18 protein-coding genes are annotated in these 25970 nt (G+C 34.1%); 10 read left to right on the plus strand and 8 right to left on the minus strand.

Features of this window, described 5'->3' with window-relative positions; translation table 11 throughout:
* Window positions 1–11 precede the first annotated feature (11 nt).
* From kdpB to OEA66_RS17705, 6 genes are all read left to right on the plus strand, one after another.
* Window positions 12–2021, plus strand: a complete 2010-nt coding sequence (gene kdpB, locus OEA66_RS17680) for a potassium-transporting ATPase subunit KdpB (RefSeq protein ID WP_267282639.1) — start codon at window positions 12–14, stop codon at window positions 2019–2021.
* 102 nt (window positions 2022–2123) lie between these two features.
* On the plus strand, window positions 2124–2690 hold the full coding sequence (locus OEA66_RS17685; RefSeq protein ID WP_267282640.1) for a K(+)-transporting ATPase subunit C: 567 nt from the start codon (window positions 2124–2126) through the stop codon (window positions 2688–2690).
* A 76-nt stretch (window positions 2691–2766) separates the two neighbouring features.
* A complete protein-coding gene (locus OEA66_RS17690) occupies window positions 2767–3846 on the plus strand; it encodes a porin (protein WP_267282641.1) in 1080 nt (359 codons plus the stop codon).
* A 232-nt stretch (window positions 3847–4078) separates the two neighbouring features.
* Complete coding sequence (locus OEA66_RS17695; protein ID WP_267282642.1) at window positions 4079–5203, plus strand: sensor protein KdpD; 1125 nt, start codon at window positions 4079–4081, stop codon at window positions 5201–5203.
* Window positions 5203–6936 carry a sensor histidine kinase gene (locus OEA66_RS17700; protein ID WP_267282643.1) on the plus strand — a complete coding sequence of 578 codons (1734 nt, stop codon included), beginning with the start codon at window positions 5203–5205 and terminating at the stop codon, window positions 6934–6936. The genes OEA66_RS17695 and OEA66_RS17700 overlap by 1 nt, the downstream gene beginning before the upstream one ends.
* A 155-nt stretch (window positions 6937–7091) precedes the next feature.
* On the plus strand, window positions 7092–7253 hold the full coding sequence (locus tag OEA66_RS17705) for a hypothetical protein (RefSeq protein WP_267282644.1): 162 nt from the start codon (window positions 7092–7094) through the stop codon (window positions 7251–7253).
* Window positions 7254–7403: 150 nt separating this feature from the next.
* Here OEA66_RS17705 and OEA66_RS17710 read toward each other — a convergent pair whose 3' ends face one another.
* The 6 genes from OEA66_RS17710 to OEA66_RS17735 form a co-directional block, all read right to left on the minus strand.
* Entirely contained in the window at window positions 7404–8702 is a 1299-nt protein-coding gene (locus OEA66_RS17710) for a TolC family protein (RefSeq protein ID WP_267282645.1), read from the minus strand.
* 93 nt (window positions 8703–8795) lie between these two features.
* Window positions 8796–11225: an ABC transporter permease gene (locus tag OEA66_RS17715; RefSeq protein WP_267282646.1), complete on the minus strand. Its 2430-nt coding sequence runs from the start codon at window positions 11223–11225 to the stop codon at window positions 8796–8798.
* Window positions 11226–11338: 113 nt separating this feature from the next.
* On the minus strand, window positions 11339–13756 hold the full coding sequence (locus OEA66_RS17720) for an ABC transporter permease (protein WP_267282647.1): 2418 nt from the start codon (window positions 13754–13756) through the stop codon (window positions 11339–11341).
* A 174-nt stretch (window positions 13757–13930) separates the two neighbouring features.
* Window positions 13931–14653: an ABC transporter ATP-binding protein gene (locus OEA66_RS17725; protein WP_267282648.1), complete on the minus strand. Its 723-nt coding sequence runs from the start codon at window positions 14651–14653 to the stop codon at window positions 13931–13933.
* Window positions 14654–14688: 35 nt separating this feature from the next.
* A complete protein-coding gene (locus tag OEA66_RS17730; protein WP_267282649.1) occupies window positions 14689–15462 on the minus strand; it encodes a GIN domain-containing protein in 774 nt (257 codons plus the stop codon).
* Between the two features lie 24 nt (window positions 15463–15486).
* The gene (locus tag OEA66_RS17735) at window positions 15487–16728 is read right to left on the minus strand and encodes an efflux RND transporter periplasmic adaptor subunit (RefSeq protein ID WP_267282650.1); all 1242 of its coding nucleotides are present in this window, start codon (window positions 16726–16728) and stop codon (window positions 15487–15489) included.
* Window positions 16729–16964: 236 nt separating this feature from the next.
* Between OEA66_RS17735 and OEA66_RS17740 the strand changes: the two genes are divergently transcribed.
* Together OEA66_RS17740 and OEA66_RS17745 are read left to right on the plus strand one after the other, a co-directional pair.
* Window positions 16965–18308: a sigma-54-dependent transcriptional regulator gene (locus OEA66_RS17740; RefSeq protein WP_267282651.1), complete on the plus strand. Its 1344-nt coding sequence runs from the start codon at window positions 16965–16967 to the stop codon at window positions 18306–18308.
* 63 nt (window positions 18309–18371) lie between these two features.
* Complete coding sequence (locus OEA66_RS17745) at window positions 18372–19688, plus strand: sensor histidine kinase (protein WP_267282652.1); 1317 nt, start codon at window positions 18372–18374, stop codon at window positions 19686–19688.
* 6 nt (window positions 19689–19694) lie between these two features.
* Here the strand turns inward: OEA66_RS17745 and OEA66_RS17750 are convergent, their stop codons facing one another.
* Both OEA66_RS17750 and OEA66_RS17755 read right to left on the minus strand, forming a co-directional pair.
* On the minus strand, window positions 19695–20120 hold the full coding sequence (locus OEA66_RS17750; protein WP_267282653.1) for a DUF1801 domain-containing protein: 426 nt from the start codon (window positions 20118–20120) through the stop codon (window positions 19695–19697).
* A gap of 6 nt (window positions 20121–20126) precedes the next feature.
* Complete coding sequence (locus OEA66_RS17755) at window positions 20127–20525, minus strand: hypothetical protein (protein ID WP_267282654.1); 399 nt, start codon at window positions 20523–20525, stop codon at window positions 20127–20129.
* Between the two features lie 348 nt (window positions 20526–20873).
* Between OEA66_RS17755 and OEA66_RS17760 the strand changes: the two genes are divergently transcribed.
* Both OEA66_RS17760 and OEA66_RS17765 read left to right on the plus strand, forming a co-directional pair.
* Complete coding sequence (locus OEA66_RS17760) at window positions 20874–22349, plus strand: hybrid sensor histidine kinase/response regulator (protein WP_267282655.1); 1476 nt, start codon at window positions 20874–20876, stop codon at window positions 22347–22349.
* A 4-nt stretch (window positions 22350–22353) separates the two neighbouring features.
* On the plus strand, window positions 22354–25965 hold the full coding sequence (locus tag OEA66_RS17765; protein ID WP_267282656.1) for a response regulator: 3612 nt from the start codon (window positions 22354–22356) through the stop codon (window positions 25963–25965).
* The last annotated feature ends 5 nt before the right edge of the window (window positions 25966–25970 follow it).

Here is a 25970-nt window from a genome sequence, read left to right on the forward strand (position 1 = left end):
AAGAAATTAAAATGACTCAAAATAAATCTTTGTTTCAAAAAGAATTGGTTCAGGAAGCATTGAAACAGTCTTTTGTGAAACTGAATCCGAAACTGATGTTTAAAAACCCCGTCATGTTTCTCGTATGGCTCGGAACATTGGTGATGTTCTTCGTAAGCGTCTGGACTTTGACAGGAGAAAAATCTCAGGGAAGTTTTGCCTACAATTTTACGGTATTCATCATTCTTTTACTCACCGTTTTGTTTGGAAACTTTGCTGAAGCCATCGCCGAAGCAAGAGGTAAAGCTCAGGCAGACAGTCTTCGTAAAACAAGAGAAGAAACGCCTGCAAAACTGCAAAATGGTGAAATAATTTCTTCATCTAAATTACAGAAAGGAGATGTTTTTGTTTGTGAAGCTGGAGACATTATTCCTTCTGACGGAGAAATCATTGAAGGACTTGCTACCATAGATGAAAGTGCGATTACCGGAGAATCTGCTCCTGTCATTCGTGAATCTGGAGGTGATAAAAGTTCTGTAACAGGAGGAACAAAAGTTTTGTCGGATAAAATTGTTGTACAAGTGACAACGCAGCCCGGCGAAAGCTTTTTAGATAAAATGATTGCGTTGGTAGAAGGTGCTTCAAGACAAAAAACACCGAACGAAATTGCTTTGACGATTTTGCTGGCAGGTTTTACATTGGTTTTTATTATCGTTTGTGTGACCTTAAAACCGTTTGCGGATTATTCTAATGTTACGATTACCATTGCATCATTTATCTCTCTTTTCGTTTGTCTGATTCCAACAACTATTGGTGGACTTTTATCTGCTATTGGAATTGCCGGAATGGACAGAGCATTGCGCGCCAATGTGATTACAAAAAGCGGTAGAGCAGTGGAGACAGCTGGAGATATTGATGTTTTGCTTTTAGATAAGACAGGAACAATCACTATCGGAAACCGTAAGGCAACAAATTTTTATCCTGCTAACCAAGTTGATGAAACACAATTAATCAAAGCGGCTGTTTTGAGTTCAATGGCAGATGAAACTCCTGAAGGAAAATCAATCATTGAACTGTCGGGAATCAATCCGTTGAGTTATGAAATCAGTAATCCGCAGTTTATCAAATTTACTGCAGAAACCAGAAGTTCAGGGATTGATTACGACGGAAACCGCATCCGAAAAGGAGCAACCGACGCCATCAGAAAAATATCGGAAGCTGCCGGAAATATTTTTCCACAAGAAATAGATTTAAAAGTTAAAGAAATTTCTCAGAACGGAGGAACACCATTGGTGGTTTCAGAAAATGAAAAAGTTTTGGGAGTGATTGAACTTCAGGATATCATCAAACCCGGAATCAGCGAACGTTTCGATCGTCTCCGAAAAATGGGTATTAAAACGGTAATGGTAACCGGTGACAATCCATTAACTGCAAAATTTATTGCTGAAAAAGCAGGTGTTGACGATTTTATTGCCGAAGCAAAACCGGAAGATAAAATGAACTACATCAAAAAAGAACAGCAGGAAGGTCGTCTGGTTGCTATGATGGGTGACGGTACTAATGATGCGCCGGCATTGGCTCAGGCAGACGTAGGTGTTGCCATGAACAGCGGAACGCAGGCTGCAAAAGAAGCCGGAAATATGGTCGACCTCGACAATGATCCTACGAAATTAATTGAAGTTGTGGAAATCGGCAAACAGTTGCTGATGACAAGAGGTACGCTGACTACATTCAGTATCGCCAATGATGTTGCAAAATATTTTGCCATTATTCCGGCATTGTTTATCACGGCAATTCCTGCTTTGCAAGGTTTAAATATTATGAATCTTCACAGTCCGGAAAGTGCAATTTTATCGGCAGTCATTTTCAATGCGATTATCATTCCGATACTGATTCCGTTGGCATTGAAAGGGGTGGCTTACAAGCCCATCGGTGCATCGGCTTTGCTGAGAAGGAATTTATTAATCTTCGGATTAGGAGGAGTCATCATTCCCTTTATCGGAATTAAAATCATCGATATCGTCGTATCCTTATTTTTCTAAATATCTAACAGACAAGGCAGGGAGGAAATTTCATCAAATTACTTTTCGTCCAATATCTATCTCAATTCTTCCTGCATTTGTCTTTATTAAATTACCATCAAAATGAAAAAACATATTTTACCCGCAATCAAACTAACTGCTTTGTGCATTGTTCTTCTTGCGATTGTTTATCCGATTTCCGTCTGGGCAATTGCTCAACTTTCACCGAACCAAGGAAAGGGAGATTTAATTAAACACAATAATAAAACCTACTATTCGAATATCGGACAGTCGTTCACTAGTAACCAATATTTCAATTCCCGTCCTTCAGCAGTCGATTATAATGCAGCAGGTTCGGCAGGAAGTAATAAAGGTCCATCGAATGAAGAATATTTGAAACAGGTTCAGGCTCGTATCGATACGATTTTGTTGAAAAATCCTGGAATTGTAAAGTCAGATATTCCTGCAGATCTGGTTACAACCAGCGGAAGCGGATTAGATCCGAATTTTTCTGTGCAGGCTGCTAAAATTCAGGTAAAAAGAATTGCGAAAATCAGAAATATCGATGAGGCAAAAATCAATAATCTTATCGTTCAAAATACAGAAAAACCTTTGGCTGGAATGTTTGGTCCTGAAAAAATCAATGTTCTAAAATTGAATATTGCACTCGACCAATTAAGTGGAAAGTAAATTTTAAAATCAATATTTATCATCGTAGGTTTTATTTTTTTAATAAAATCCCATCTTTTTCTTAAATTTAAATTAAATGAAAAAAATACTATTTGTTTTGTTAGCGGTATGCGGAATCACTGCATCTGCTCAAAACGATTCAATCTCTAAACCTCTTACAGTAAGTGGATATGCTGAAGTTTACTACACTGCAGATTTTAATAATCAAAAAAATAACAGCCGCCCCGGTTTTGTTTACAGTCACAACCGAAACAATGAAGTAAACGTCAATTTAGCTTATATAAAAACGGCATACAATACAGAAAAAGTGAAAGCCAATTTGGCTTTGGCAGTTGGAACGTATATGAATGCCAATTATGCAGCGGAGCAGGGAGTGATGAAAAATATTTACGAAGCGAACGTTGGCTTGAAAATCTCCAAAAAGCATAATCTATGGATTGATGCCGGAATTTTCCCATCCCATTTAGGATTTGAAAGTGCCGTTGGAAAAGACAACTGGACGCTTACCCGAAGTCTTTTTGCTGACAACTCGCCGTATTTCGAGACAGGTGCTAAAATTTCCTACACTTCAGAAAGCGGAAAGTGGTTTTTAAGCGGTTTAGTACTCAATGGTTGGCAACGTATTCAAAGAGTTGACGGAAATTCTACGCCTGCATTTGGGCATCAATTGATCTTTAAACCTAATGAAAAACTGACCATCAACAGCAGTTCATTTATCGGAAACGATAAACCCGACAGCATTCGCCAGATGCGATATTTTCATAATCTGTATGCAGTGTATCAAATTAATAAAAAGTTTGGAGTCACTGCAGGTTTTGACATTGGTGCTGAACAAAAAGAAAAAGGAAGTGAGCAATATGATATTTGGTACACACCGGTTTTAATTGCAAAATACAATGCCACAGAAAAACTGAGTTTTACAGCAAGAGGAGAGTATTATCAGGATGAAAAAGGAGTGATCATTGCTACCGGAACAGAAAACGGTTTTAAAACTTTCGGATATTCTCTGAATGCCGATTATCAGATCTTCCCGAATCTTGTCTGGCGTACGGAAATCAGAAATTTAAACAGTAAAGACGCTATCTTTATGAACAGGACTGATGAGTTTAATACAAACAGTCTGACGGCGACGACAGCATTGGCCATTTCATTTTAATAGGAATGAATCAGATCTTTTTTTAATTTAATGCCTATATAAAATTGACCAGAATTATTTTCCCGGCCCTAAAGGAAGTACTTTTGGTCAATTTCAAGAGAGGTTTTCTCCATTTAGGGCGGGGTCAAAAAAAATTCACTTGAAATTTATGTCTGAATGAAATTAAAAATCTCTCATTGGTCTAAAAGATTTTACAAATATCTCAGAATAGAATTAAATCATTTTATTTAAAATGAACGAATCAAGAAAATCCGCAGAAGAGTTTCTTCATCTCATCAACAGTTCAAAACGGGGTAAACTGAAAATTTACATCGGGATGAGTGCGGGCGTAGGGAAAACCTACAGAATGCTGCAGGAAGCTCACGTACTCCTTCAAAACGGAATAGATGTAAAGATAGGATATGTGGAAACACACAATCGTAAGGAAACACACGATTTGCTGGAAGGTCTTCCTATTATTCCCCGAAGAAAATTATTTTACAAAGGAAAAGAGCTGGAAGAACTGGATGTTCCGGCGATCATCGTCCTGCGTCCGGAAATTGTGATTATTGACGAATTGGCTCACACCAATATCGAAGGAAGCAAAAATAAAAAAAGATGGCAGGATGTTTTTGAGATTTTAGATGCCGGAATTAATGTCATCAGTGCTGTCAACATTCAGCATTTGGAAAGTCTCAACGATGAGGTAAAAGCTGTAACCGGAATTGAAGTTGCAGAAAGAATTCCTGATACCGTTTTAGCTTCGGCGGATGAGGTTGTCAATATTGACCTTACCGCTGATGAATTGATTTTAAGATTAAAAGAAGGGAAAATTTACGATCAAAGTAAAATACCCTCTGCACTCAATAATTTTTTTAAAAACGAAAATATCCTTCAACTTCGTGAGTTGGCGCTGAAAGAAGTGGCATCGCAGGTTACAAGAAAAGTTGAAACTGAAGTTGTGACCGGGAAAACTTTAAAAAAAGAAAGATTTTTGGCTTGTATCAGCTCAAATGAGACAACTGCAAAAAATGTCATCCGAAAAACCGCAAGACTGGCAAGTTACTATAATAGTCAGTGGTTTTTGCTGTATGTTCAGGTTCCCAGAGAATCGGCGGACAGAATTGCGCTGAATAAACAGAGACATTTGATTAATAATTTCAGACTGGCAACCGAATTAGGCGCAGAAATCATCAAAATTCAAAGTAAAAATATTGCAATGACCATCATGGAGCAATGCGAAGAAAGAAATATTACGACGATGTGTATCGGAAAACCACATTTGGATATCTGGAGAATTATTCTGGCAACAGACACTTTTAATTCCTTACTCAAAAGACTGTCAAAACAGAACGTAGATTTAGTAATTTTGTCGTAATGAAAATAAAAACTAAGCTTAATGCAGGCGTTGGTCTGCTGTTTTTTATGATAATTATCCTGTCAACTTTGGGTGGATGGTTTATTTATCAGCTTAAAAAAGATACACAGAATATTCTTGTAGCCAACTACAATACCTTGCAGTACTCCAGAAATATGCTGTTGTCTCTCGAAGAAATTTCTACCGAGCCGTTTGCAATGTCAGAATTTCAGAAAAATCTTGATCTCCAGCGTCGGAATATTACAGAAAGCGGAGAAAAAGAAGCAACTCAAAATATCAATGATCATTTTTGGGAACTGAAAGTTGACAAAGGAAATGTAAATATCCAATCAGAAATCCGAAAAGATATTGCAGAACTGATGCAGCTGAATATGAATGCCATTCAGATCAAAAGCGGAATTGCCAATACGACGGCAGAAAATGCAATTGCGGTAATTTCTATTGCCGGAACTCTGTGTTTTCTGATTGCATTTATTTTGATGGTGAATTTGCCTGCCAATATTTCTAATCCGATTCGGGAACTTACTTCGAGTATTCATCAGATCGCCAATCAGAATTACAGAGAACGGGTGCAGTTTGAAAGCAGCAGTGAGTTTGGAGAATTGGCGAGATCTTTTAATACAATGGCAGAAAAACTTCAGGAATATTCAGAGAGTAGAATTGATAAAATTTTAAAAGGGAAAAAAAGAATTGAAACCCTAATTGACAATATGCACGATGCGGTGATTGGAATTGATGAAGACCGGAAAGTTCTTTTCGTGAATGATGAAGCATTAAAAATTTCAGGTTTAAAAAAAGAAAACTTTGTAGGAAAACTCATTCAGGATGTTGCTGTTTCCAACGACTTGGTGCGTGATCTTATCCGTGAAATTGTTAATCCGGATGCGACGAAAAACTCTACAGGAACATTGAAAATTTTTATGGAAGGGAAAGAAAATTATTTTGAAAAAGAAATATTAGATATCAACGTAGTTCCTACCGGAGAAAAAGAAAGCCGTTTTATTGGTCAGGTTATTATGCTGAGAAACATTACACCATTTAAAGAACTGGATTTAGCCAAAACACATTTTATGGGAACAGTTTCACATGAGTTCAAAACTCCTATTTCATCCATTCAAATGGGCTTGCAATTGTTGGAAAATGAAAGAATTGGTCATCTCAATGAGGAGCAAGAGAAGTTGGTTTCCGGAATTAAAGATGATACGCAGCGATTACTCCGAATTACCGGCGAGCTTCTCAATATGACTCAGCTGGAATCTGGTGTGGTGCAATTAAATATAAAACCTTCATCAGTTCAAAACATGATTGAAGATGTCATCGCTGCAAACAAATCGGCTGCAGAAAATAAGGAGATTTTCATCAAAACAAATATCGCTTCGGGAATTTCCGTTGTGAATGCAGACAGCGAAAAAACCTCCTGGGTTTTGAACAATATTGTATCGAATGCCATCCGTTATTCTCATGAGAAATCGGTGGTTGAAATTAATGTCGTTAAATTGGATAATGATCAGGTAAAATTTTCAGTTACAGACAACGGTCGTGGGATAGAAGAGCAGTATTTAAATAAAGTTTTCACCCGTTATTTCAGAATTCCTGGGACAAAAACTGAAGGCACAGGTCTTGGTCTGAGTATCAGCAAAGAATTTATTGAAGCCCAAGGCGGAACCATTGCTGTGGAAAGTGAGATTGGAGTTGGAAGTACTTTTTATTTTGTTCTGGATCTAATTTTTTAATTGATGATTGCATTCATCTGCGGATACTGTTATAGATTTCGTATAAATCTTAACTGATAATTAGCTGAGGGGTTTTTAAACTGGTCGGAGGGAATCAGAGTAATTAGAATCATAATTTCTGTTTAGTCATCACTCTAAATTAAAATACATGAAAGATGGAAAATATAGAGGGTTACAGGATGGTAGCAACGGTAACATCAGCGACAATATTTACTTCAGGAAAGGGAAATTTGAAGCGCGCGGGGTTTATGTATGCTATAAATGACAAAGGGGAATATAACATTATTCGTTTTGCTGTAGAATTAAATAATGATTAATTCGATTATAAAAATGGCACTATTGGGCTGTATGTGACCAAGGTTTTAAATGATAGTTTCGAATCCCTCTTTTGAGAAATTAAAACAAAAAAATACCTCAAAAAGAGTTGCAAGTTCATTTCTGAGATATTCTCTTTTTGTTACACACAATTAATAACTAACCCTCAAAACCTTCACCAATTCCATTTGTTGCATCACATCATTTTTACTATTAATTAAATTATAGTTTGCCTGAAGCCAGTTATTTCGAACTATGAAGAAAGTATAAGCATCCATCAAGCCTTCTTTGTATTTTTCTTCAGATTTTTGGAAAGAAAGCCTTTGATTTTCAAAATTTAATTCCAGAAGGTTATATTTTTCCTGAGCATTCAGATATTGAACTTTTATAGAATTGATAGATTTCGTAAGATCATTAATAATCAAATCTTTATCGTAATTTGAATTTATGACATTCAGTTTTGCGATTTCTACGTTGTTTTTAATTTGAAACTTATTGAAAACAGGAATATTTAAGCCAAAAGAAATCGACTGATTTTTATTTTGACTCAACTGATCCGAAAAACTAGTGCTTGAAAGATTATTATTTCCTAAAAGCTTATTGTAAAAAGTAGACCAACTGTAATTTCCATTAAGTGTGGGTAAATAATTAGATTTTTCTACATCGATATTTTTTTCCTGAGCTTTGATTTCAGCAATAACCGCTTTATAGGCCGGATTATTTTCAATTAATTGATTGGTGAATTCAGAATTGTTAAAATTTTCTTCAACAAGATAATTCTCATTTTCAATAATAAAATCAATTGATTCATCTTTAATATTCAGTGCATTGTAAAGGTTTATTTTTGCTAGGTCCCGTTGATTTTTTGCTGAAACCCATTGTTCCTGTAAAGTTCCGAGGTTTGCTTTAATGTCATAAACATCACTTTTCGGGCGGTTTCCAATCTCGACTTCTTTTTCAGTTCGTTTGATTTGCTCCTCAATTCCTGAAATTTGGGTTTCTAAAACTTCCAGCCAGCTTTTACTGTTTTGATAAGCAAAAAAAGTCTGAATAACATTGAGTTTAATTTCGTTTTGAGCTTGTTTTAGTTTGTATGTATTTGTTGTTTTATTAAGTTTTGATAAAGAAATATTTAAATAATTTTTCCAATTAAATAATTCAACATTTGCCTGAGCAAAAATCTGGTCATATTGTGTATTGAGAGACTCTCTCTGATTATTTGACTGATTGATCGACGAACCAAAACTGTAACTGTGGTTTGCTCCTGCATTTACAGATGGCAATAACATTCCTTTTGACGCAGCAATCTGTCTATTATTTTTCTGAATATTTACGGTTGCCTGTTTTATCAACGGATGATTTGTTGAAGCATAATCTAAACATTGTTGAAGTGTCCAGCTTTGTTGTGCAGGAAAAAGGTTGATGATGAATATGAAGAATAGTTTTTTCATTTTTTAATTGTTTTAGCGACAGCATAAAACCACTCCGTCAAAAATTCTATCGAATTTTCGCTACCCTTCCGAAGGAGGGAATCTGATTCGCCGTTATTCGTATTTTAAATGTTTTACAAGATTGATTTTTGTAGCTCGATAAGCTTTAAAACTAACAACAATAAATGTTAGAAGGAGAAGTGAAATCATGCTTAAAACATATGGCCAAACCGGCATATCAATTCGGTAAGAGAAATCTTTCAGCCACTCATTCATGGCATAATATCCAAACGGAATGCTTATGAAGACAGCAATTACACAAATCAGTAAAAATCTTTTCGTTAAATCCCAAATAATCATTTTTTCGTCTGCACCTAAGGTTTTTTTGATGGCTACATCTTTTAATTTTTGTTCAATTAATAATGATGAAAGGGCGAATAATCCTAACAATGCAATGACAAGCACAACAATGTTTAAGATGGTAAATAAGGTCTGTTGCTTTTGAAATTTTTCGAAAGTTTTGGCAAATTGCTTATCTACAAATTCATAATTGATAGGGTAGCCTGGTTCAGCCTTTGTGAGCCAGAATTCTTTGATTTGCTCTAATGTTCCGTTAATATCATCTCCCGACAGTTTGATCTGCAAATTTTGCATATTATTTTTCGCCCAATTTCTATCATAATTAAAAAACAGCATGGGCTCTACAGGTTTATCTACACCATTGATATGAAAGTCTTTCAAAACACCGATAATTTTATATTTCTTTTTCTGTTCCCAACCCGGAAAAACTTTTTTTCCGAGAGCCTGATCTTTATTCCAGCCCATTTTCTTGATGAATGATTCGTTGGCAACAGTTCCGGAAATCGTATCTGAAGCATACCGAAGATCCATATCTCTTCCGGAAACAAATTTCATTTTATAAAATCTAAAATAATTATAATCAATAGCTCCTGTCACAACATTTTCTACTGTTTTTGTAGTATCTAAAGCATTTTTCACTAGTGATGCATTTGCCATTCCCAATCCGATAGAGTTTATCGAACCTGTAATATCTTCAACTCCTTGAATTTTAGAGATTTCATTTTTTAGACGGATGTACTTTTTATAATTATAATCGTTTTCCCAATCCGTTTTATTAAACTGTATGTTCACAATCTGATCTCCTTTAAAGCCTAAGTCTTTATTCATCATAAATTTTACCTGAGAATGAATAATCAGAGAACAAATAATGAAAAATGAAGAAATAATGAGCTGTAAAGTCAGGATAGAATTGCGCAGCCAGACTCCGTTTCTGCTTCTTGAAAAATTTCCTTTAAGCGTATTAATCGGTTTGAAATTTGAAAGATATAGAGCAGGGATTAATCCTGAAATGAATGAAAATACGATTAAAAGTAAACCGCTGTAGATGAATAAATTAATGTCATTCAGCTTTATTCCTTTTCCTAAAAACTTGTTGTATGAAGGAAGCAGAAGTTCTACCATTGCAAAAGCTAAAATGTACGCTGTAAAACAGATGATAAAAGTTTCGAGCAAAAACTGAAGAATCAGCTTTGATTTTGAACTTCCCACCACTTTTCTGACACCCACTTCTTTTGCTCTTTGTGAAGCTTGTGCTGTTTTAAGATTAATCAAATTGATGCCTGATAAAAGTAATATCAATGCGGATAATCCCAAAAGAATCATGATTGATTTTTTGTCGCCCTTATCAATTCCTTCACTTTTGGCATCCAGCTTCATTTTGCTTATCGGAGTGAGATAAACTTTTGCGCTGTTCTTTTCATCATATTTTTCGCCCCATTTTTCGGAACTTATTTTTTCCTGTTGAGACTGTTGCTCAGAAAGTTTCTTTTCTAAAGCGGCAATATCTGTTCCCGGTTTTATTTTAAAATATCCTACATAGCTGTAATTTGTCCATTCTAAATTCTGTTTATCAATATTGGGATGTCTCATTATAAAGCCGGGACGAAAGACTGTATTTCCTGTTGGGATTTTATAAACAGCAGTCACAACGTAAGATTTGTTTTCAGAATCATCTAGTTTCAATGTTTTACCGATGCAGTCTTTATATTCATCTCCGAATAAAACCTTTGCTGTTTCTTCAGAAATAGCTATTTTGCTGTCGTCGCTGATTGCATTTTTAAAGCTTCCGGCAATTTTTTCCATCGGAAAAAAATCGAAGTAAGAATCTGTTGCTCTTGCATTGGTTGTATAAGCCGACTTATTTCCATACATCAATCGTACTTTATAACCATTCCATGAATTTGCAATAGTGAAATCTTGAATCTCAGAAAATTTTTCCTTTGAAACCGTTAATTCAGGATAACTGGAAACGACCATTGTTCCGAAAGATGAGTTCCCGTTTTCAACTAAATAAATATTTTCTTTATTCGGAATCCAGTCTTCATAAGACTTTTCGTCCTGCCAATGAATAAAAATCAATAGGAAAACACACAGACCAACACTCAATCCCAAAATATTGATCATCGTGGAAAGCCAGTTTTTTCTATAGTTGATAAATGCTATTTTTAGCCAGTTTTTAATCATAATTGATGAATAATAGTTGATAAATGATTTTGAGTTGGAAGTTGGGTGAGGAAAGACGGAAGTTTAACTACTTTGTTTAAAACTTCCCGATTCCATCTTCTGACATCCTGCTTCTACTCGTATTTAAGATATTTCACCAGATTGACTTTTGTAGCCTGATAAGCTTTAATACTTACAACAGCGAAAGTCAAAATCAATAATAAAATCAGACTCAAAACGTATGGGAAAACCGGCATATCGATTCTATAAGCAAAGTCTTTCAGCCATTCATTCATCAGATAGTAACTAATTGGAATACTGATTAAAACTGCAACAAAAGTTATCCAAAGAAATTGCTTTGTTAACCCGACAATCAAAGTTTTGTCTGATGCTCCCAAAGTTTTTCTGATGGCAACATCTTTCAGTTTCTGTTCAATCATTAATGATGATAAAGCAAATAATCCGAGTAATGCAACCATCAAAACCATCGCGTTCAGCACGGTGAAAAGTGTCTGTTGCTTTTGATAATTTTCAAATGTTTTTGAAAATTGTTTATCAATAAAATAAGAGTTAAAAGGATAGCCCGGTTCTACTTTATTTTGCCAATAAGTTTTTATTCTTTTCACTGTCCCATCAATATCATCTGATTTTAGTTTCAACTGAATATTTCCTACGCCAAATCTTTTCCATGCAGTTTCTTTGTAGTGAAAGAATATCATTGGTTCCACATCACTTTTTAAACTTCTGATATTGAAATCTTTTACAATACCTACAATATGATAGGGTTTATTATCAAATCCAGGTCTGATTTCCCTTTTCATCGCCTGATCATTTGTCCAGCCAAATTTTCTGACAAAAGCTTCATTTATCATTGCATTATTAATGGTATCTGAAGATAATTTAGGATCCAGCCAGCGACCTTCAAGGAGTTTAACGCCAATAAACTGAAGATAGTTGTAATCCATAGCGCCATGTCTACCTTGAATACTGGTATTCATATAATCCATATTTGAAGAGCTCTGATTACCTGTTCCGGGTGGCGCTTCCGAAAACGAAATATTTTCTACACCAGGAATTTTTGCCATTTCGGTTTTCAGCCTTTCATATTTCAGCCAAGGTTTTCCGTTACCGTAATCATTAAAATTAATCTGAAAAATCTGGTCTCCATTGAATCCCAAATCTTTATTCATCATATATTTTACCTGCTGATTGATGATCAATCCACCGATGATAAAAAATGAAGAAATAATCAATTGTAACGTTAAGATTCCGTTTCTCAGCCAAACGCCGTGTCTGCTTCTTGCGAAATTCCCTTTAAGCGTTTCTATTGCTTTAAAATTAGCAAGATAAGTCGCCGGAATAAATCCTGAAACCAATGTAACTACAGCAACCATCAAGAATGAATAGAAGTAAACATGCCAATCATTCATTACAATTTCCTTATTGTAAAACTTGTTGAAACTCGGCAGAACAATTTCAGTCAACGCTAACGATAGAATGTATGAAGCAAAACAAATCAGGAAGGTTTCTAATAAAAACTGAACGACTAAGTTAAGTTTTGTGCTTCCAATGGCTTTTCTTACCCCGATTTCTTTTGCTCTTTGAGAAGCCTGAGCGGTTTTAAGATTAATAAAATTAATGGCTGATAAAATCACTATCAAAACAGAAAGCGTAAATAAAATGATTATAGATTTGAAATCAGGTTTACCAAACCAAGTCGACTCGGCGTGAAGCTTAATTTTATCAATAGGGGTAAATAAACTTCCTGTAGGACCATACAATTCTAAGTATTTTTCGACGGTAACCCCTGAAGGCTGAGCATTTATTTTTGCTCTGTACTCAAAAATATCTTTTAGAAACCTTTGCTGTAAAGCTTTTTGGTCTGTTCCTGTTTTCAGCATAAAGAAACATCCGTAATTGAAGTTCCCCCACATTTCCTTATCATTCTTCATCTGTTCGTAAGACAAAATGATAAATTCAGGTTTTATCTGGCTGTTTTCTTTTGGTAATTCATAGACTGCCGTTACTACAAAATTTTTGTTGTCAAATTTGATGTTTTCTCCCGCTACATTAGTTTTGCCAAATAAATTCTTAGCTGTAGTTGTTGAGATGGCAATGGTATTGTCTCCTTTCAATGCATTTTTGTAATTTCCGGAAACCAATTGAAAAGGAAAAAAATTGAAAAAATTTTCAGAAACAGTCATCCCATCCTGCTGATAGGCAGTCTTTTTCGTCGTGGTCATTTTATATCCCAACCCCGAACCGTTGATTAAAAGATAATCCTGAACTTCAGGAATTAATTTTAAGGCACGGTCTGCAAAAGGAATTGAGATTGCAGCTCCGTAAATATTCTCTTTTTTATTATGGGTCTGAAAATAAAAAATTTTATCTTTTTTAGGATTCCATTTTTCATAGGATTCCTCGTCATTCCAATGCATCAGAATGAGCATAAAGCCAGTCAGACCAATCGTCAATCCGAATAAATTGATGATGGTGGAAAGCCAGTTCTTTTTATAGTTGATGAAGGCAATTTTGAGCCAGTTGTTGAGCATAATCGATAAATAATTAATGATTATTGATAATAAAACAGCGGACAAACAGAGAATCTGAAATCTCCGCTGATTATTTTAAAATGGATAATGAATGTTCTTTTTTTTTCGTAGGTTTTACCTACGGCTATGGCATTTAACCCTTCGGTTTCACTTTATAATTTTAAGCTAATAGAATTACTCAAAATTCTTAGCCTCCGCTTTTTCAAAGACATCTTTTCTTTGGGAAGAATGTTCTTCACTGAAAATTTCGCCATCTTTCATATTTACAATTCTTGAAGCGTAGCCGGCGTCGTAGGAAGAGTGCGTCACCATTGCAATCGTAGAACCTTCTCTGTGAAGCTCAGCCAAAAGATTCATCACTTCGTTTCCGTTGGAGCTGTCAAGATTACCTGTAGGCTCATCAGCAAGAATTAATTTTGGTCTTGTCACCAAAGCTCTTGCAACGGCTGCTCTCTGTTGCTGACCTCCGGAAAGTTGCTGTGGGTAATGCTTTGCTCTATGTGCGATGTTGATTTTCTCCATAATTTCCTCCACACGTTTTTTTCTTTCAGAGGAAGAAACACCGTTGTAAATCAATGGTAATTCAATATTTTCATAAACCGTCAATTCATCAATCAAATTAAAATTCTGGAAAATAAAACCGATATTCTTCTTCCTGATCTCAGATTTTTTCTTTTCAGAAGTTCCGATGGTTTCAGCAGCTTCAAACTGGTAAGAACCTGAAGAAGCGCTGTCCAAAAGTCCAAGGATATTAAGAAAAGTGGATTTTCCACAGCCTGAAGGTCCCATTATCGCAACAAATTCGCCTTCTTTTATGTGCAGGCTTACATTATTTAGCGCATTGGTTTGTACATCTTCAGTTTTATAGATTTTTGAAAGATTTTGTATGTTTATCATTGCAGTATTATTTAAATTTTATAGTTTATTTTGAATTAAATTGAATCTATTTCTCCACCCGATTTTCGTTTCGCCGAAAACCTGATTCCTGATAAAGTTTTGTATTTTATTTTAGCTAAAGAAGTAGCTTCAGCAGTCAATTCTTCAGAAACGCTCAAAATTACGGTTGATGTTGCAGTTGCATAGACTTTTGCCGTTTTAGTCGTCATATTTTTTGCATCCAGATTACTGGCGCTGTCTGCATTGATTTCTGCATGATCTGCAGAACCACTCAATTTTGAAGTACTTGCAGAACTTATATTTGCAAACAGGTTTTTCGCATTAATTTTTCCGGAAAATCCACCAGTATTTCTAAGATTGATGTAAACATTTTCTGATTTAGAATCTGCAAAAATTTTCCCTGCAGTTCTGGTTTCGAAAGTTTGACGGACATTATTGAAAACACTTTTCACTTTAATATTCGAAGCATTTTCTGCCTCAGCTTTTACTAAATCTTTCACATAAACAATCACTTTTGTATCTGCATTTTGAAGCGAAACATCAGGTTTATATTTCACGTAAAGCGTTTTATCTTTAACCTCAATATTCAGTTCAGAAATGTAATTACTCGTCGCCACTGCTTTATCTTCCTCCGATTTTACAATTTCCACTTCAATTGCCTGAGAAGATTTCACCGCATTGAAAGAACCTAAATTGAAAGTTTTTGTTTCTACTGAATTTTTATTCGAAAAATTTTGTCCTTTCAAAACTGTTGTTGAAATGAAAAGCCCGATAATAATTGTTATAATAAGTAATAGTAGTTTTTGCATTGTTATATTTTTTAGTTTTTAAATTTATTTTTGAATATCCAATAATTCATATTTCTTAAGCTCAGAATAATCTGAAGTGATCACAGTTTCGCCCTGTTTCAATCCCGAAACCACTTCGTAATATAAAGGGTTTTCTCTTCCAAGACTTATATTTCTTTTCTCAGCCCTGTTTCCTTTTACTACAAAAATCCATTTTCCATTCGTGTCTTTGTAGAAATTTCCTTTAGGGATCATTTTACTTTGCGTGTCAGCAGATAATTTCAGTTTCACCCCGAAGGTCATCCCGATTTTGAGGTTTTCAATTTTTGCATCGATAAAATTTAGTTCTACAGAAAACTGACCGTCTTTTACTTCTGGAAGAATCTTGCTAATGATGACTTCGTATTCTTTTCCGTTATTATCCAGACTTCCTTTAATTCCGACGGTTAATTTATTGATATAATATTCATCAACTTTCGCAATGAGTTTGTAACCGCCCATCAAATCGACTTTGCCGATACTTTCTCCTGTAGTCAGATTTTGTCCTAATGAAATATTGAATGATGACAATCTTCCGGAGACAGGCGATATTACCAGGAAATTATTTTTGTTGGATCGAAGAATATTCAGGCTTTTTTCCATTTGATCAATGGAACTATTGATGGCAGAAAACTGAGAATTTCTGGAAGTTTTTTCATTTTTAGCTCCGTTTTCCACGATTTGCTTTCTTTGTTTTTGATAATTCAAATTTTGAAGACTGATATCATAATCTGTTTTCTTTCCGATTTCTGCATCATATAATCTTTTCTGAAGATTGAATGACTGCAAAGCCGTATTGTAATCATTTTGAGACTGAAGCAACTCTTTATCCTGATTGAATTCCTGATTTTTCAATTCCAAAAGCGAACTTCTCATCTGGCTGATCTGTTGCATTATTCCTGTTTCCTGATTTAAATAATTAAATTCTGTATTCGGGTTATAAACTCTTGCGATGGGTTGTCCTTTTGTTACCATTTGTCCGTCTTCTGCAAAAATTTCTTTTACAGCGCCACCTTCCAAAACATTGACTAAAGATGAGTTCAGAGATTGTGTTTGCGCAGTAACCATCAGCATATCTTCGAATTTTCCTTTGGTAACTTCCTCAACGGTAATGTCTTCAGATTTCACATTGTACGTTTCTTTCTGATTGAGAAAATACCATCCAAACACAGAAACCACCAAAGCAGAAGAAAGGATGATTAATATAAATTTTAGTTTAGATTTCTTTTTTACTATTTTCGTATCCATAATTGAGGTAACCTCTTTATTTATAACTAATTACACAATACACTTGCCAGAGATTTATAATCTTGTAACTTCCTGTAAATGTGAATGATTTTATTTTATTTCATTTTAATACTGTTCATTATCGAACACTTTTTGTGCGAAAACGAACAATTTTAGTTAATAGTTCATTAATATTTGTCGGGCTGAGCAAAGTCGAAGCCTTTTATTTAAGTCATTTCAGATTTTAAATTATAAAAATGCGAAAAAAAGAAGCTCATATTTTAATTGTGGATGATGACGAAGACATTTTGTTTTCGGCGAGAGTCTGGTTAAAGAAGTTTTTTACTGAAGTCAGTTGTCTCAGCCAGCCGAAAAACATTCTTAAATTTTTATCAGAACAACAAGTTGATACAGTACTTTTGGATATGAATTTCCGAAAAGGTTTCGAAAACGGACAGGACGGATTGTACTGGATGAATGAAATTAAAACGCTGGAACCTCAGCTTCCGATCATTTTGATGACTGCTTACGGCGAAGTGGAATTGGCGGTTGAAGCTTTGAAAAACGGCGCTTCCGATTTTATTCTAAAACCCTGGAATAACGAAAAATTGTATGCTTCGGTAAACCTCGCCGTTGATATTTCCCGAAAAAACAAAAAACTGAATCAATGGGAAAATGTCAGTATAAAAACCAATCAATATCAACTGGAAACCCAGTCTTTTGCAATGAAAGAAGTAATGGAACAAATCACACGGGTTGCTCCAACGGATGCCAATGTTTTGCTTTTGGGAGAAAACGGAACAGGAAAATATGTTTTGGCAGAACACATTCACGAGCTTTCTGAAAGAAAAAATCAGCCCTTTGTTCATATCGATCTGGGAAGCCTTTCCGAGAATCTTTTTGAGGCTGAACTGTTCGGTTATAAAAAAGGAGCTTTTACAGACGCCAATCAGGATTATTCAGGAAAAATCGAAAATGCGCAGAACGGAACGGTATTTTTGGATGAAATCGGAAATCTTCCGCTCCATCTTCAGACCAAATTATTAAGTCTGATTCAAAATAGAAAACTGACGAGAATCGGGGAAAGTAAAGAACGCCTGTTGGATGTTAGATTTATTTTTGCGACCAACGAAAATCTTAAAAAAGCCGTTTCAGAAAACCGGTTCCGGAAGGATTTATATTATAGAATAAATACGGTCGAATTAAGTATTCCAAGTTTAAAAGAACGAATTGAAGATATTTCAAATTTAGCTGATTATTTTTTAGAAAAGTACAAACAGAAATATCATAAGCCTGATTTGGTTCTCAATGAAGTTTTAATTGCTGAATTAATGCATTATTCGTGGCCAGGAAACATTCGTGAACTTGACCACTGCATCGAACGAAGTGTGATTCTTTCCAACGAAAAAAATATTAAATTGCTAATGCCTCAAGATGAAGAATCAGAAAACACAATTGTGAATCTCAACATCGAAGAAATGGAAGAAATCCTGATTAAAAAAGCTTTGAAAAAACATAAGGGAAATATTTCTCTCGCAGCGGAAGATTTGGGTTTATCAAGAGCAGCGTTGTACAGAAGAATGGAAAAATTTGAATTGTGATTTTTTCGTAATATATTTTAAAATCGATTTATAAACCTTGATAAGGCTTTAAAGAATACAATTATGAATAAACAAAAAATATTCTGGGTTATATTTATTTTTCTGGCAATTGCCTGTGGCATTTTTGCATTTGATTTTTATTCTCAGAATAAATGGATTAACTCTCTTTTATTTTCGCTGATGAGTTTTGCTTGCGTTATTTTGGCGTATACTTCAGCTTTGTCTTTTATTCAGAAAACGGAAAAAATGCTTTTGGCGATTCAGAAAAAAGATTTTTCATTGTTCCCAAAAACAGAGGAAAACAGCTTGTTAAATAATGCTGTAAAATTGTACTATCAAAGTAAAGAAGAATATCTTTCGCTGTCATCGTATAAACTTTTGTATGAGGAAATTCTGAATCAGCTGGAAATCGGATTGATGATTTTGTCAAAAAAAAATGATGCTTGGGACGTTTTTTATGTGAATCCAATTTTTCTGGAAATTTTGGAAATTCCGAAATATAATTCTTGGAATCTTTATGAAAATAAAACCGCAGAATTCTATAAAATCATTCAACAAACGAATTACGAAAACTCTCAGGAATTTTTTGATATTTCGATTAATGAAAACACAAAACAATCCTTTTCATTAAGGACAAAAAAGGTTCAGAATGTGAAAAATCGATTTTGTATTATTAGTTTAGAGTCGGTTCAGAAAATCATCGAGCAAAAAGAAAAACTGGCTTGGAACAATCTGATGAAAGTGATTTCCCACGAACTTCTGAATACTTTAACGCCTGTTAATAGTTTAATTCAAAATCTTGAATATATTGCAAATCAAGAGATTATTGAAAAAGAAGACCAACAAGATATGAAGGAAAGTTTGATGGTTATCAATTCAAAATCAAAACAATTACTGAATTTTGTTGATGATTACCGACAAGTTGCGGAGCTTCCGAAACCCGTTTGCAAAACAATTTCTTTAACTCAAATTGTAGAATCCGCAATCAATTTTTTGAAACCTGAATTTGAAAAAAATCATATTACGATTATCAATTCATTAGAAAATAAAATCATTCTTGCTGACGAAAAAATGATTGAAAGGTGTTTGATTAATCTTTACCTAAATGCAATTTATGCTGTATCTGATAATGCTGAAAAGACGATAAAAACGGAAATCAAAACTCAAAATAAACGTATCATTTTAATTGTGGAAGATAATGGAATTGGAATCTCGAAAGAAATTCAGGATAAGATTTTTCTTCCGTTTTTTACAACGAGAAGCAATGGGTCCGGAATTGGTTTGACTCTGAGCAAAAGCATTATCGAAGCTCACAAAGGTTATCTTAATTATAAAGCTTTGGAACAAGGAAGCCGGTTTGAGATTTGGTTTGTAGAGTAGAGGTATTTAATTTGAATTGTTCAATCCAAACTTTAAAATTTCTCTTAGCACATCCAAATTGATGTTATTGAGAGTTTTAAATTTAATACAATAACCTGTCACAGTTGCTTTTCCTATTATATCGCCATAAGTTTTGACTAAATAATTTTTGTCTTCAATTCCAATAATGTAAATGGAAATTCCGGTTGTATTGGCGCTGATTCCCAACTGATAAAATTCTCTGGAACTTCCATCTGCATACTTTAAATTTTGAGAACCGTAACCAATATTGGGATTGGCGATCACTTTTCCATCACTATTTCTACCATCAAAAAACCATAACTTACAGGAAGGTATTATTTCAAGAATAATTTTATGTAGATTCAGTAAATCTTCTCTCTTTTGTATAGTTTGACCAGAAATATATTCTTCAATTTGATTTTCTATGCTCATACAGTTTTAATTTCTTCCTATATATTTTATTTTTAAATCTTTGTAATTTGGATATTTCTTTTTATTGATGACAAAATCAACGATAATTCCGGAACTGCCAAATCTCCGCTCACAATCAGTGTTCTTTTTAATTCCGAAATTAAAAATTAAACTATCATTTACAATTTTCATATTCATTGAGTTAGATTGTGGAATATCACAAGATGCTCCTTTAAAATAAGAACTATAAACTACGGTATCATTTTTTAATTCTTGCCATTTATTTTTCAGTTCATTTATATTACCAAAACCCACAGCAGTTGATTTTCTCACGAAATATTCAAAATTGTTGGTCTTAGATTGTGAATGTAAATTATAACTTCCGAACGTAATACAAATTATTATTGATAGAAAGAATTTCTTCATTTTTATTTTATAAGGGAAAATTTTACTGACAATATACAAAGTAAATAAAAAAATCTTGAGATAATAATTTTAGTTTTAAATGGCATCATTGTTGCGAACATAGAACAAAATTTCAAAGTAGAAGCTTCATAGAAAGTACTCATTTCTTGGAAATTTAAGATAAACTCCAATTTATTTCGTTTTTTAAATAATTTTTGTGATTATCTGAAAATTTTACTGAATTTTTTTCAAATTAATTATTGCTAATTTACATTATGGTAAATATGACTCAAGTATAACTGTTTATCGAATTATTGTAAGTATTTTTGAGGCTAAGTAAATTATAACAAATTATTTATTTTCGTTGATATGATTTTAATAGTTGATGATAACCAAAACAATCTTTTTTCATTAAAAAAACTTTTAGAATCTAAAGATTTTCAGGTAGATACAGCAGATTCTGGTCAGGAAGCATTAGGGAAAGCATTAAAAAATGATTATGCTTTAATTATTTTAGATGTTCAGATGCCCGAAATGGATGGCTTCGAAGTTGCCGAAACTCTCGCTGGATACAGCAGAACTAAAGAAATTCCTATTATATTTTTGTCGGCTGTAAATACCGAAAAAAGATTTATCACAAAAGGTTACGCTTCGGGAGGGAAAGATTATGTCACAAAGCCTGTAGATCCTGAAATTCTTTTATTGAAAGTAAAAACTTTTTATAATATTCAGGAGCAGAGTATTGCGATGAAAAAAACGCAGCAAAGCCTTGAACTTGAAGTGAAAGGAAGACGCGAATCTCAGGTTACGATGAAATCTCAGATTGATCATTTTCATCTGATGCTCGAATCTTTACCACAAATTGCATTTACTTTAAATGAAGAAGGAATTGTAGATTTTGTTAACGGAAAATGGTATGAATATTCAATTTCCGATACCAATTTTCCTGAAGTTCATCCCGATGATTTAGATATAAAAGAAGAATTTTCCCGTTGCAAAAAGAAAGGAAAGGCTCTAGAACTCGAAATTCGTATTAAAAATAGAAAAACTGGAGATTTCAGATACCATTTGCTTCGAGTGACTCCTGTTCTTGAAGAAAATGTAATTAAAAATTGGGTAGGAACTTTCACAGACATCGATGATCAGAAAAAAGTTGAGAAAGAAAAAGACGAATTTTTGAGTATCGCAAGCCACGAATTAAAAACGCCTTTGACGAGTATTAAAGCGTACGTTCAGCTTTTAGACCGGAAACTAAAACTAGATAAAGAAAGTGCAGAGGCAGGTTTTATGGTGAAAGTTCATGATCAGATTGAAAAATTGAATACCTTGATTACTGATTTGTTGGATGTTTCTAAAATTGAAAACGGAAAACTTAAGATTAATAAAAAACCTACCAACCTTGATCAGCTTATTCAGAATTCTATAGATACAATACTTCAAACTCACGAAAATAAACAGGTTAAAATTGACCGGCACGGTCATATTCCTGATATTCTGATTCCTTTAGATGCAATACGTATTGAGCAGGTTTTGATTAATTTTTTAACGAATGCTATTAAATATTCTCCTGAAAATCATCAGGTTATTGTAACCACTTTTGTTGACAAAGAAGAGCAGGAAGTAAAAGTAAATGTTACCGATTTCGGGATTGGAATTCCTGATTTTAAGCAGGAAGCTGTATTCCATAAATTTTATCGTGTAGAAGAGTCTTCGCTCCAGTTTCAGGGAATGGGAATAGGGCTTTACATTTGTTCGGAAATTATCAAGCAACACCATGGAAACATTGGAGTTTCAAGTATTATTGATGAAGGTTCAACGTTTTATTTCACTTTACCATTAAATTAATTTTATGCCGAAAAAAATACTAAGAAACCTACAATTTGGTGTCGGTTTATCATTGTTAATACTTATTGCAAGTTCGGTTGCATCGTATTTAAGTATTCAAAATCAGATGAAACACCGTGAAAGCGTTGGCGTAAGCAGACGTTCGGTAACCGCTGTAAAAGATGTTTTAGTTGCTCTTTTAGATGCAGAAACGGGAAGTCGAGGTTATCAATTGACCGGGAAAGAGAGTTTTCTGGAGCCTTACAATAGAAGCTTGAATGAATATTCACAAGCCATTGAAAGAGCAAAAAATTTAGATATCAAGGATGATCACCAACAAAAACTTTTACAAAATTTAGAAAAAAATGTAGAAAGTAATATTGCTAACCTTAAACTGTTTGTTGAAAACCGTAGAAAAGGGATCATCATGACTCAGGATCAGATTCTGCAGAGCAAATCTTACATGGATAAATGCAGACAAATTGTAAAAGAGTTTGCGCAGTATGAAGAATCTAAACTTGAAATTAAAAATAAAGACCTCAATAGTTCTTCTAATACAACGGTTATATTCATCATATTTTCAGCAATTTCAGCGATTGTAGTTACTGTCTTTTTCTATTTAAAATTAAGATCAGACCTTGTGCGACGAGAAAAGCTCGAGAAAGATTTAAGAGATAAAGATGTGGAAATCAGCAGACGTGTAAGCGCAATTAAAAAGATTGCAAACCGTGTTGCAAATGGAGATTACACGCAAACTTTAGCGGATGATGCACAAGATGATCTTGGTGATTTGGTAGATTCTCTAAACCATATGAAAGATTCTTTGAAAAAGTCTTTTGATAAAATAAATAAAAGCGACTGGAAGCAAAAAGGTTTGGCTTTACTGAATGAATCTTTAATGGGAAATAAATCTGTAAAAGAAGTATCTGAAAATTCTTTATATCAAATCATTGAGTACGGAAAATGCATCAACGGATCACTGTATCTTTTTGATGAGGGTGTTTTAAGGCTGAACTCTGCTTTTGGTTTGGAAACTTGCATGAAAAAAAGTTTTGAGCTAGGTGAAGGAATGATAGGTCAGACTTTCATCAATGAAAAACCTCAGGTTTATAACGATCTTAAAGAAGACGATTTTGTAGTAAGTTTTGCAAGCAGTAAGCTGAAGGTGAATGGGTTATTACTAATTCCAATCTTTTCAGACGGTCATGCTATAGGTGTTTTAGAATTGGCAGCCATTACCAATTTTAATCAGGATCGAATCGATTATTTTGTAGAATCCACCAGAAATATAGGTATTGCTTTAAATGCCGCAAAAGGTCGTGAAAAAGAACAACAGTTACTGGAAGAAACTCAGGCTCAATCAGAAGAATTACAAGTTCAGCATTCTGAATTGGAAAACCTTAATACCGAATTGGAAGCGCAAACTCAAAAACTTCAGGCTTCTGAAGAAGAGTTGAGAGTGCAGCAGGAAGAATTAATGCAGGCAAATGCTGAATTGGAGGAGCGTTCAAGATTACTGGAAGACAAAAACCATTTGATTGCGGAAAGAAATAATGAGATTCAGAAAAAGGTTGAAGAATTAGCGTTGAGCACAAAATATAAGTCGGAATTTTTGGCAAATATGTCTCACGAATTGAGAACTCCTCTTAATTCAATCCTTTTACTCTCCCGATTAATGGCTGAAAATCCTGAAGAAAATCTGAATGAAGATCAGATAGAATCTGCGAAAGTGATTCAAAGTTCAGGAAGCAGTTTGCTGACTTTAATTGATGAAATTTTAGATCTGGCGAAGATAGAATCAGGGAAAATGACTTTGGAATATCATGACGTAGAAATCAGCGAAATTGTGAAAGATTTAAAAAGCCTTTTCAATCCGATATTTTTAGAGAAAAAACTTCAGTTTAATATAAATATTGATAAAGAAGTTGAACCAATGATTGAAACTGATCGCTTACGTGTAGATCAGGTTTTGCGTAATTTACTTTCCAATTCATTGAAATTTACAAAAGAGGGAAGTATTGATTTAAATATTAAAAAAGATTCTAAAAATAAAGATTTCATTATTTTCTCAGTAAAAGACACGGGAATCGGAATTCCAGAAGATAAGCAGAAAATTATTTTTGAAGCATTCCAACAAGCTGATGGTTCTACAAGGAGGAAATTTGGCGGAACAGGGTTAGGACTCTCAATCAGCCGTGAAATTGCAAGATTATTAGGCGGAGAATTGAGCTTGACAAGTGAAGTGAATAAAGGAAGTGAATTTAGTTTAATAATTCCAATCAAGCCTGTTTCTGAAATCGTAAAACACGAAACCGATCTTCATTTGGTAGATATCATTCGTGAAGACGTTGAAGAAATTCAAAATATTTTGGATGATGGGGAAACGGAATATTATGAAAACATCAGTGTTCTTGAAATTCCTGAAGATGTTGATGACGACAGAGATCAAATCAATGAAGATGATAAAGTAATTTTGATTATTGAAGATGATACCAATTTTGCTAAGGCTCTATTGAAATACGCAAGAATGCAGAATTATAAAGGAGTTGTAGTTGTAAGAGGCGATCACGCTTTATCTGCGGCTCAGAAATATCATCCACAAGCGATTTTACTAGATGTTCAGCTTCCCGTAAAAGACGGTTGGAAAGTAATGGACGAATTGAAATCAACTCCCGAAACCAAGCATATTCCGGTACATATGATGTCTGCTCTTCATGTGAAAAAAGAAAGTCTAATGAAAGGAGCTGTTGATTTTATCAATAAACCTGTTGCTTTGGACCAGATGACCGATGTTTTCAGAAAAATTGAAGAAGCTTTACAGCAAGGTCCAAAGAAGGTTTTAATTGTAGAAGAAAATGCAAAACACGCAAGTGCATTATCTTATTTCCTGAGCAATTTTAATATCTCTTTATCTGTAGAAAATAATGTTGAAGATGTTGTGAATGCCTTAAGCTCAAAACAAAATGAATGTGTTATTTTAGATATCGGTGATTCTCGTGGAAATGAATACCAGATTATTGAGTCGATTAAAAGCTATGAAGGTCTCGAAAATCTGCCAATTATTATTTTTACTGAAAGAAATCTGTCTCAGTCTGAAGAACTGAAAATCAAGCAGTATGCTGATTCTATTGTCGTAAAAACGGCTCATTCTTATCAGAGAATTTTGGATGAAGTCGGTTTGTTTTTACATTTGGTTGAAGAAAAAAATAATTCTTTAGAAAATGTGAGAAGTAAAACTTTAGGTTCTTTAACAGAGGTTTTAAGCGGAAAAAAAATATTAATAACAGATGATGATGCCCGTAATATTTTCTCTTTAACTAAATCTTTAGAAAAATATAAAGTGGAAGCTATCGTTGCAATGGACGGAAAGCACGCATTGGAACAAATAAAGCAAAATCCTGATATTGACGTGATTTTAATGGATATGATGATGCCGGAAATGGACGGCTACGAAACCATTCGTGAAATCAGAAAGATGCCGAAATTGGCAAGGCTTCCAATTATTGCGATAACCGCAAAAGCGATGATTGGCGATCGCCAGAAATGTATCGATGCAGGTGCTTCAGATTATATTTCAAAACCTGTAGATATCGATCAGTTATTGTCCTTACTTCGAGTTTGGTTATATGAAAGTTAAAAAGC

This window comes from Chryseobacterium luquanense, from assembly GCF_026460945.1.
Taxonomy (GTDB): domain Bacteria; phylum Bacteroidota; class Bacteroidia; order Flavobacteriales; family Weeksellaceae; genus Chryseobacterium; species Chryseobacterium luquanense.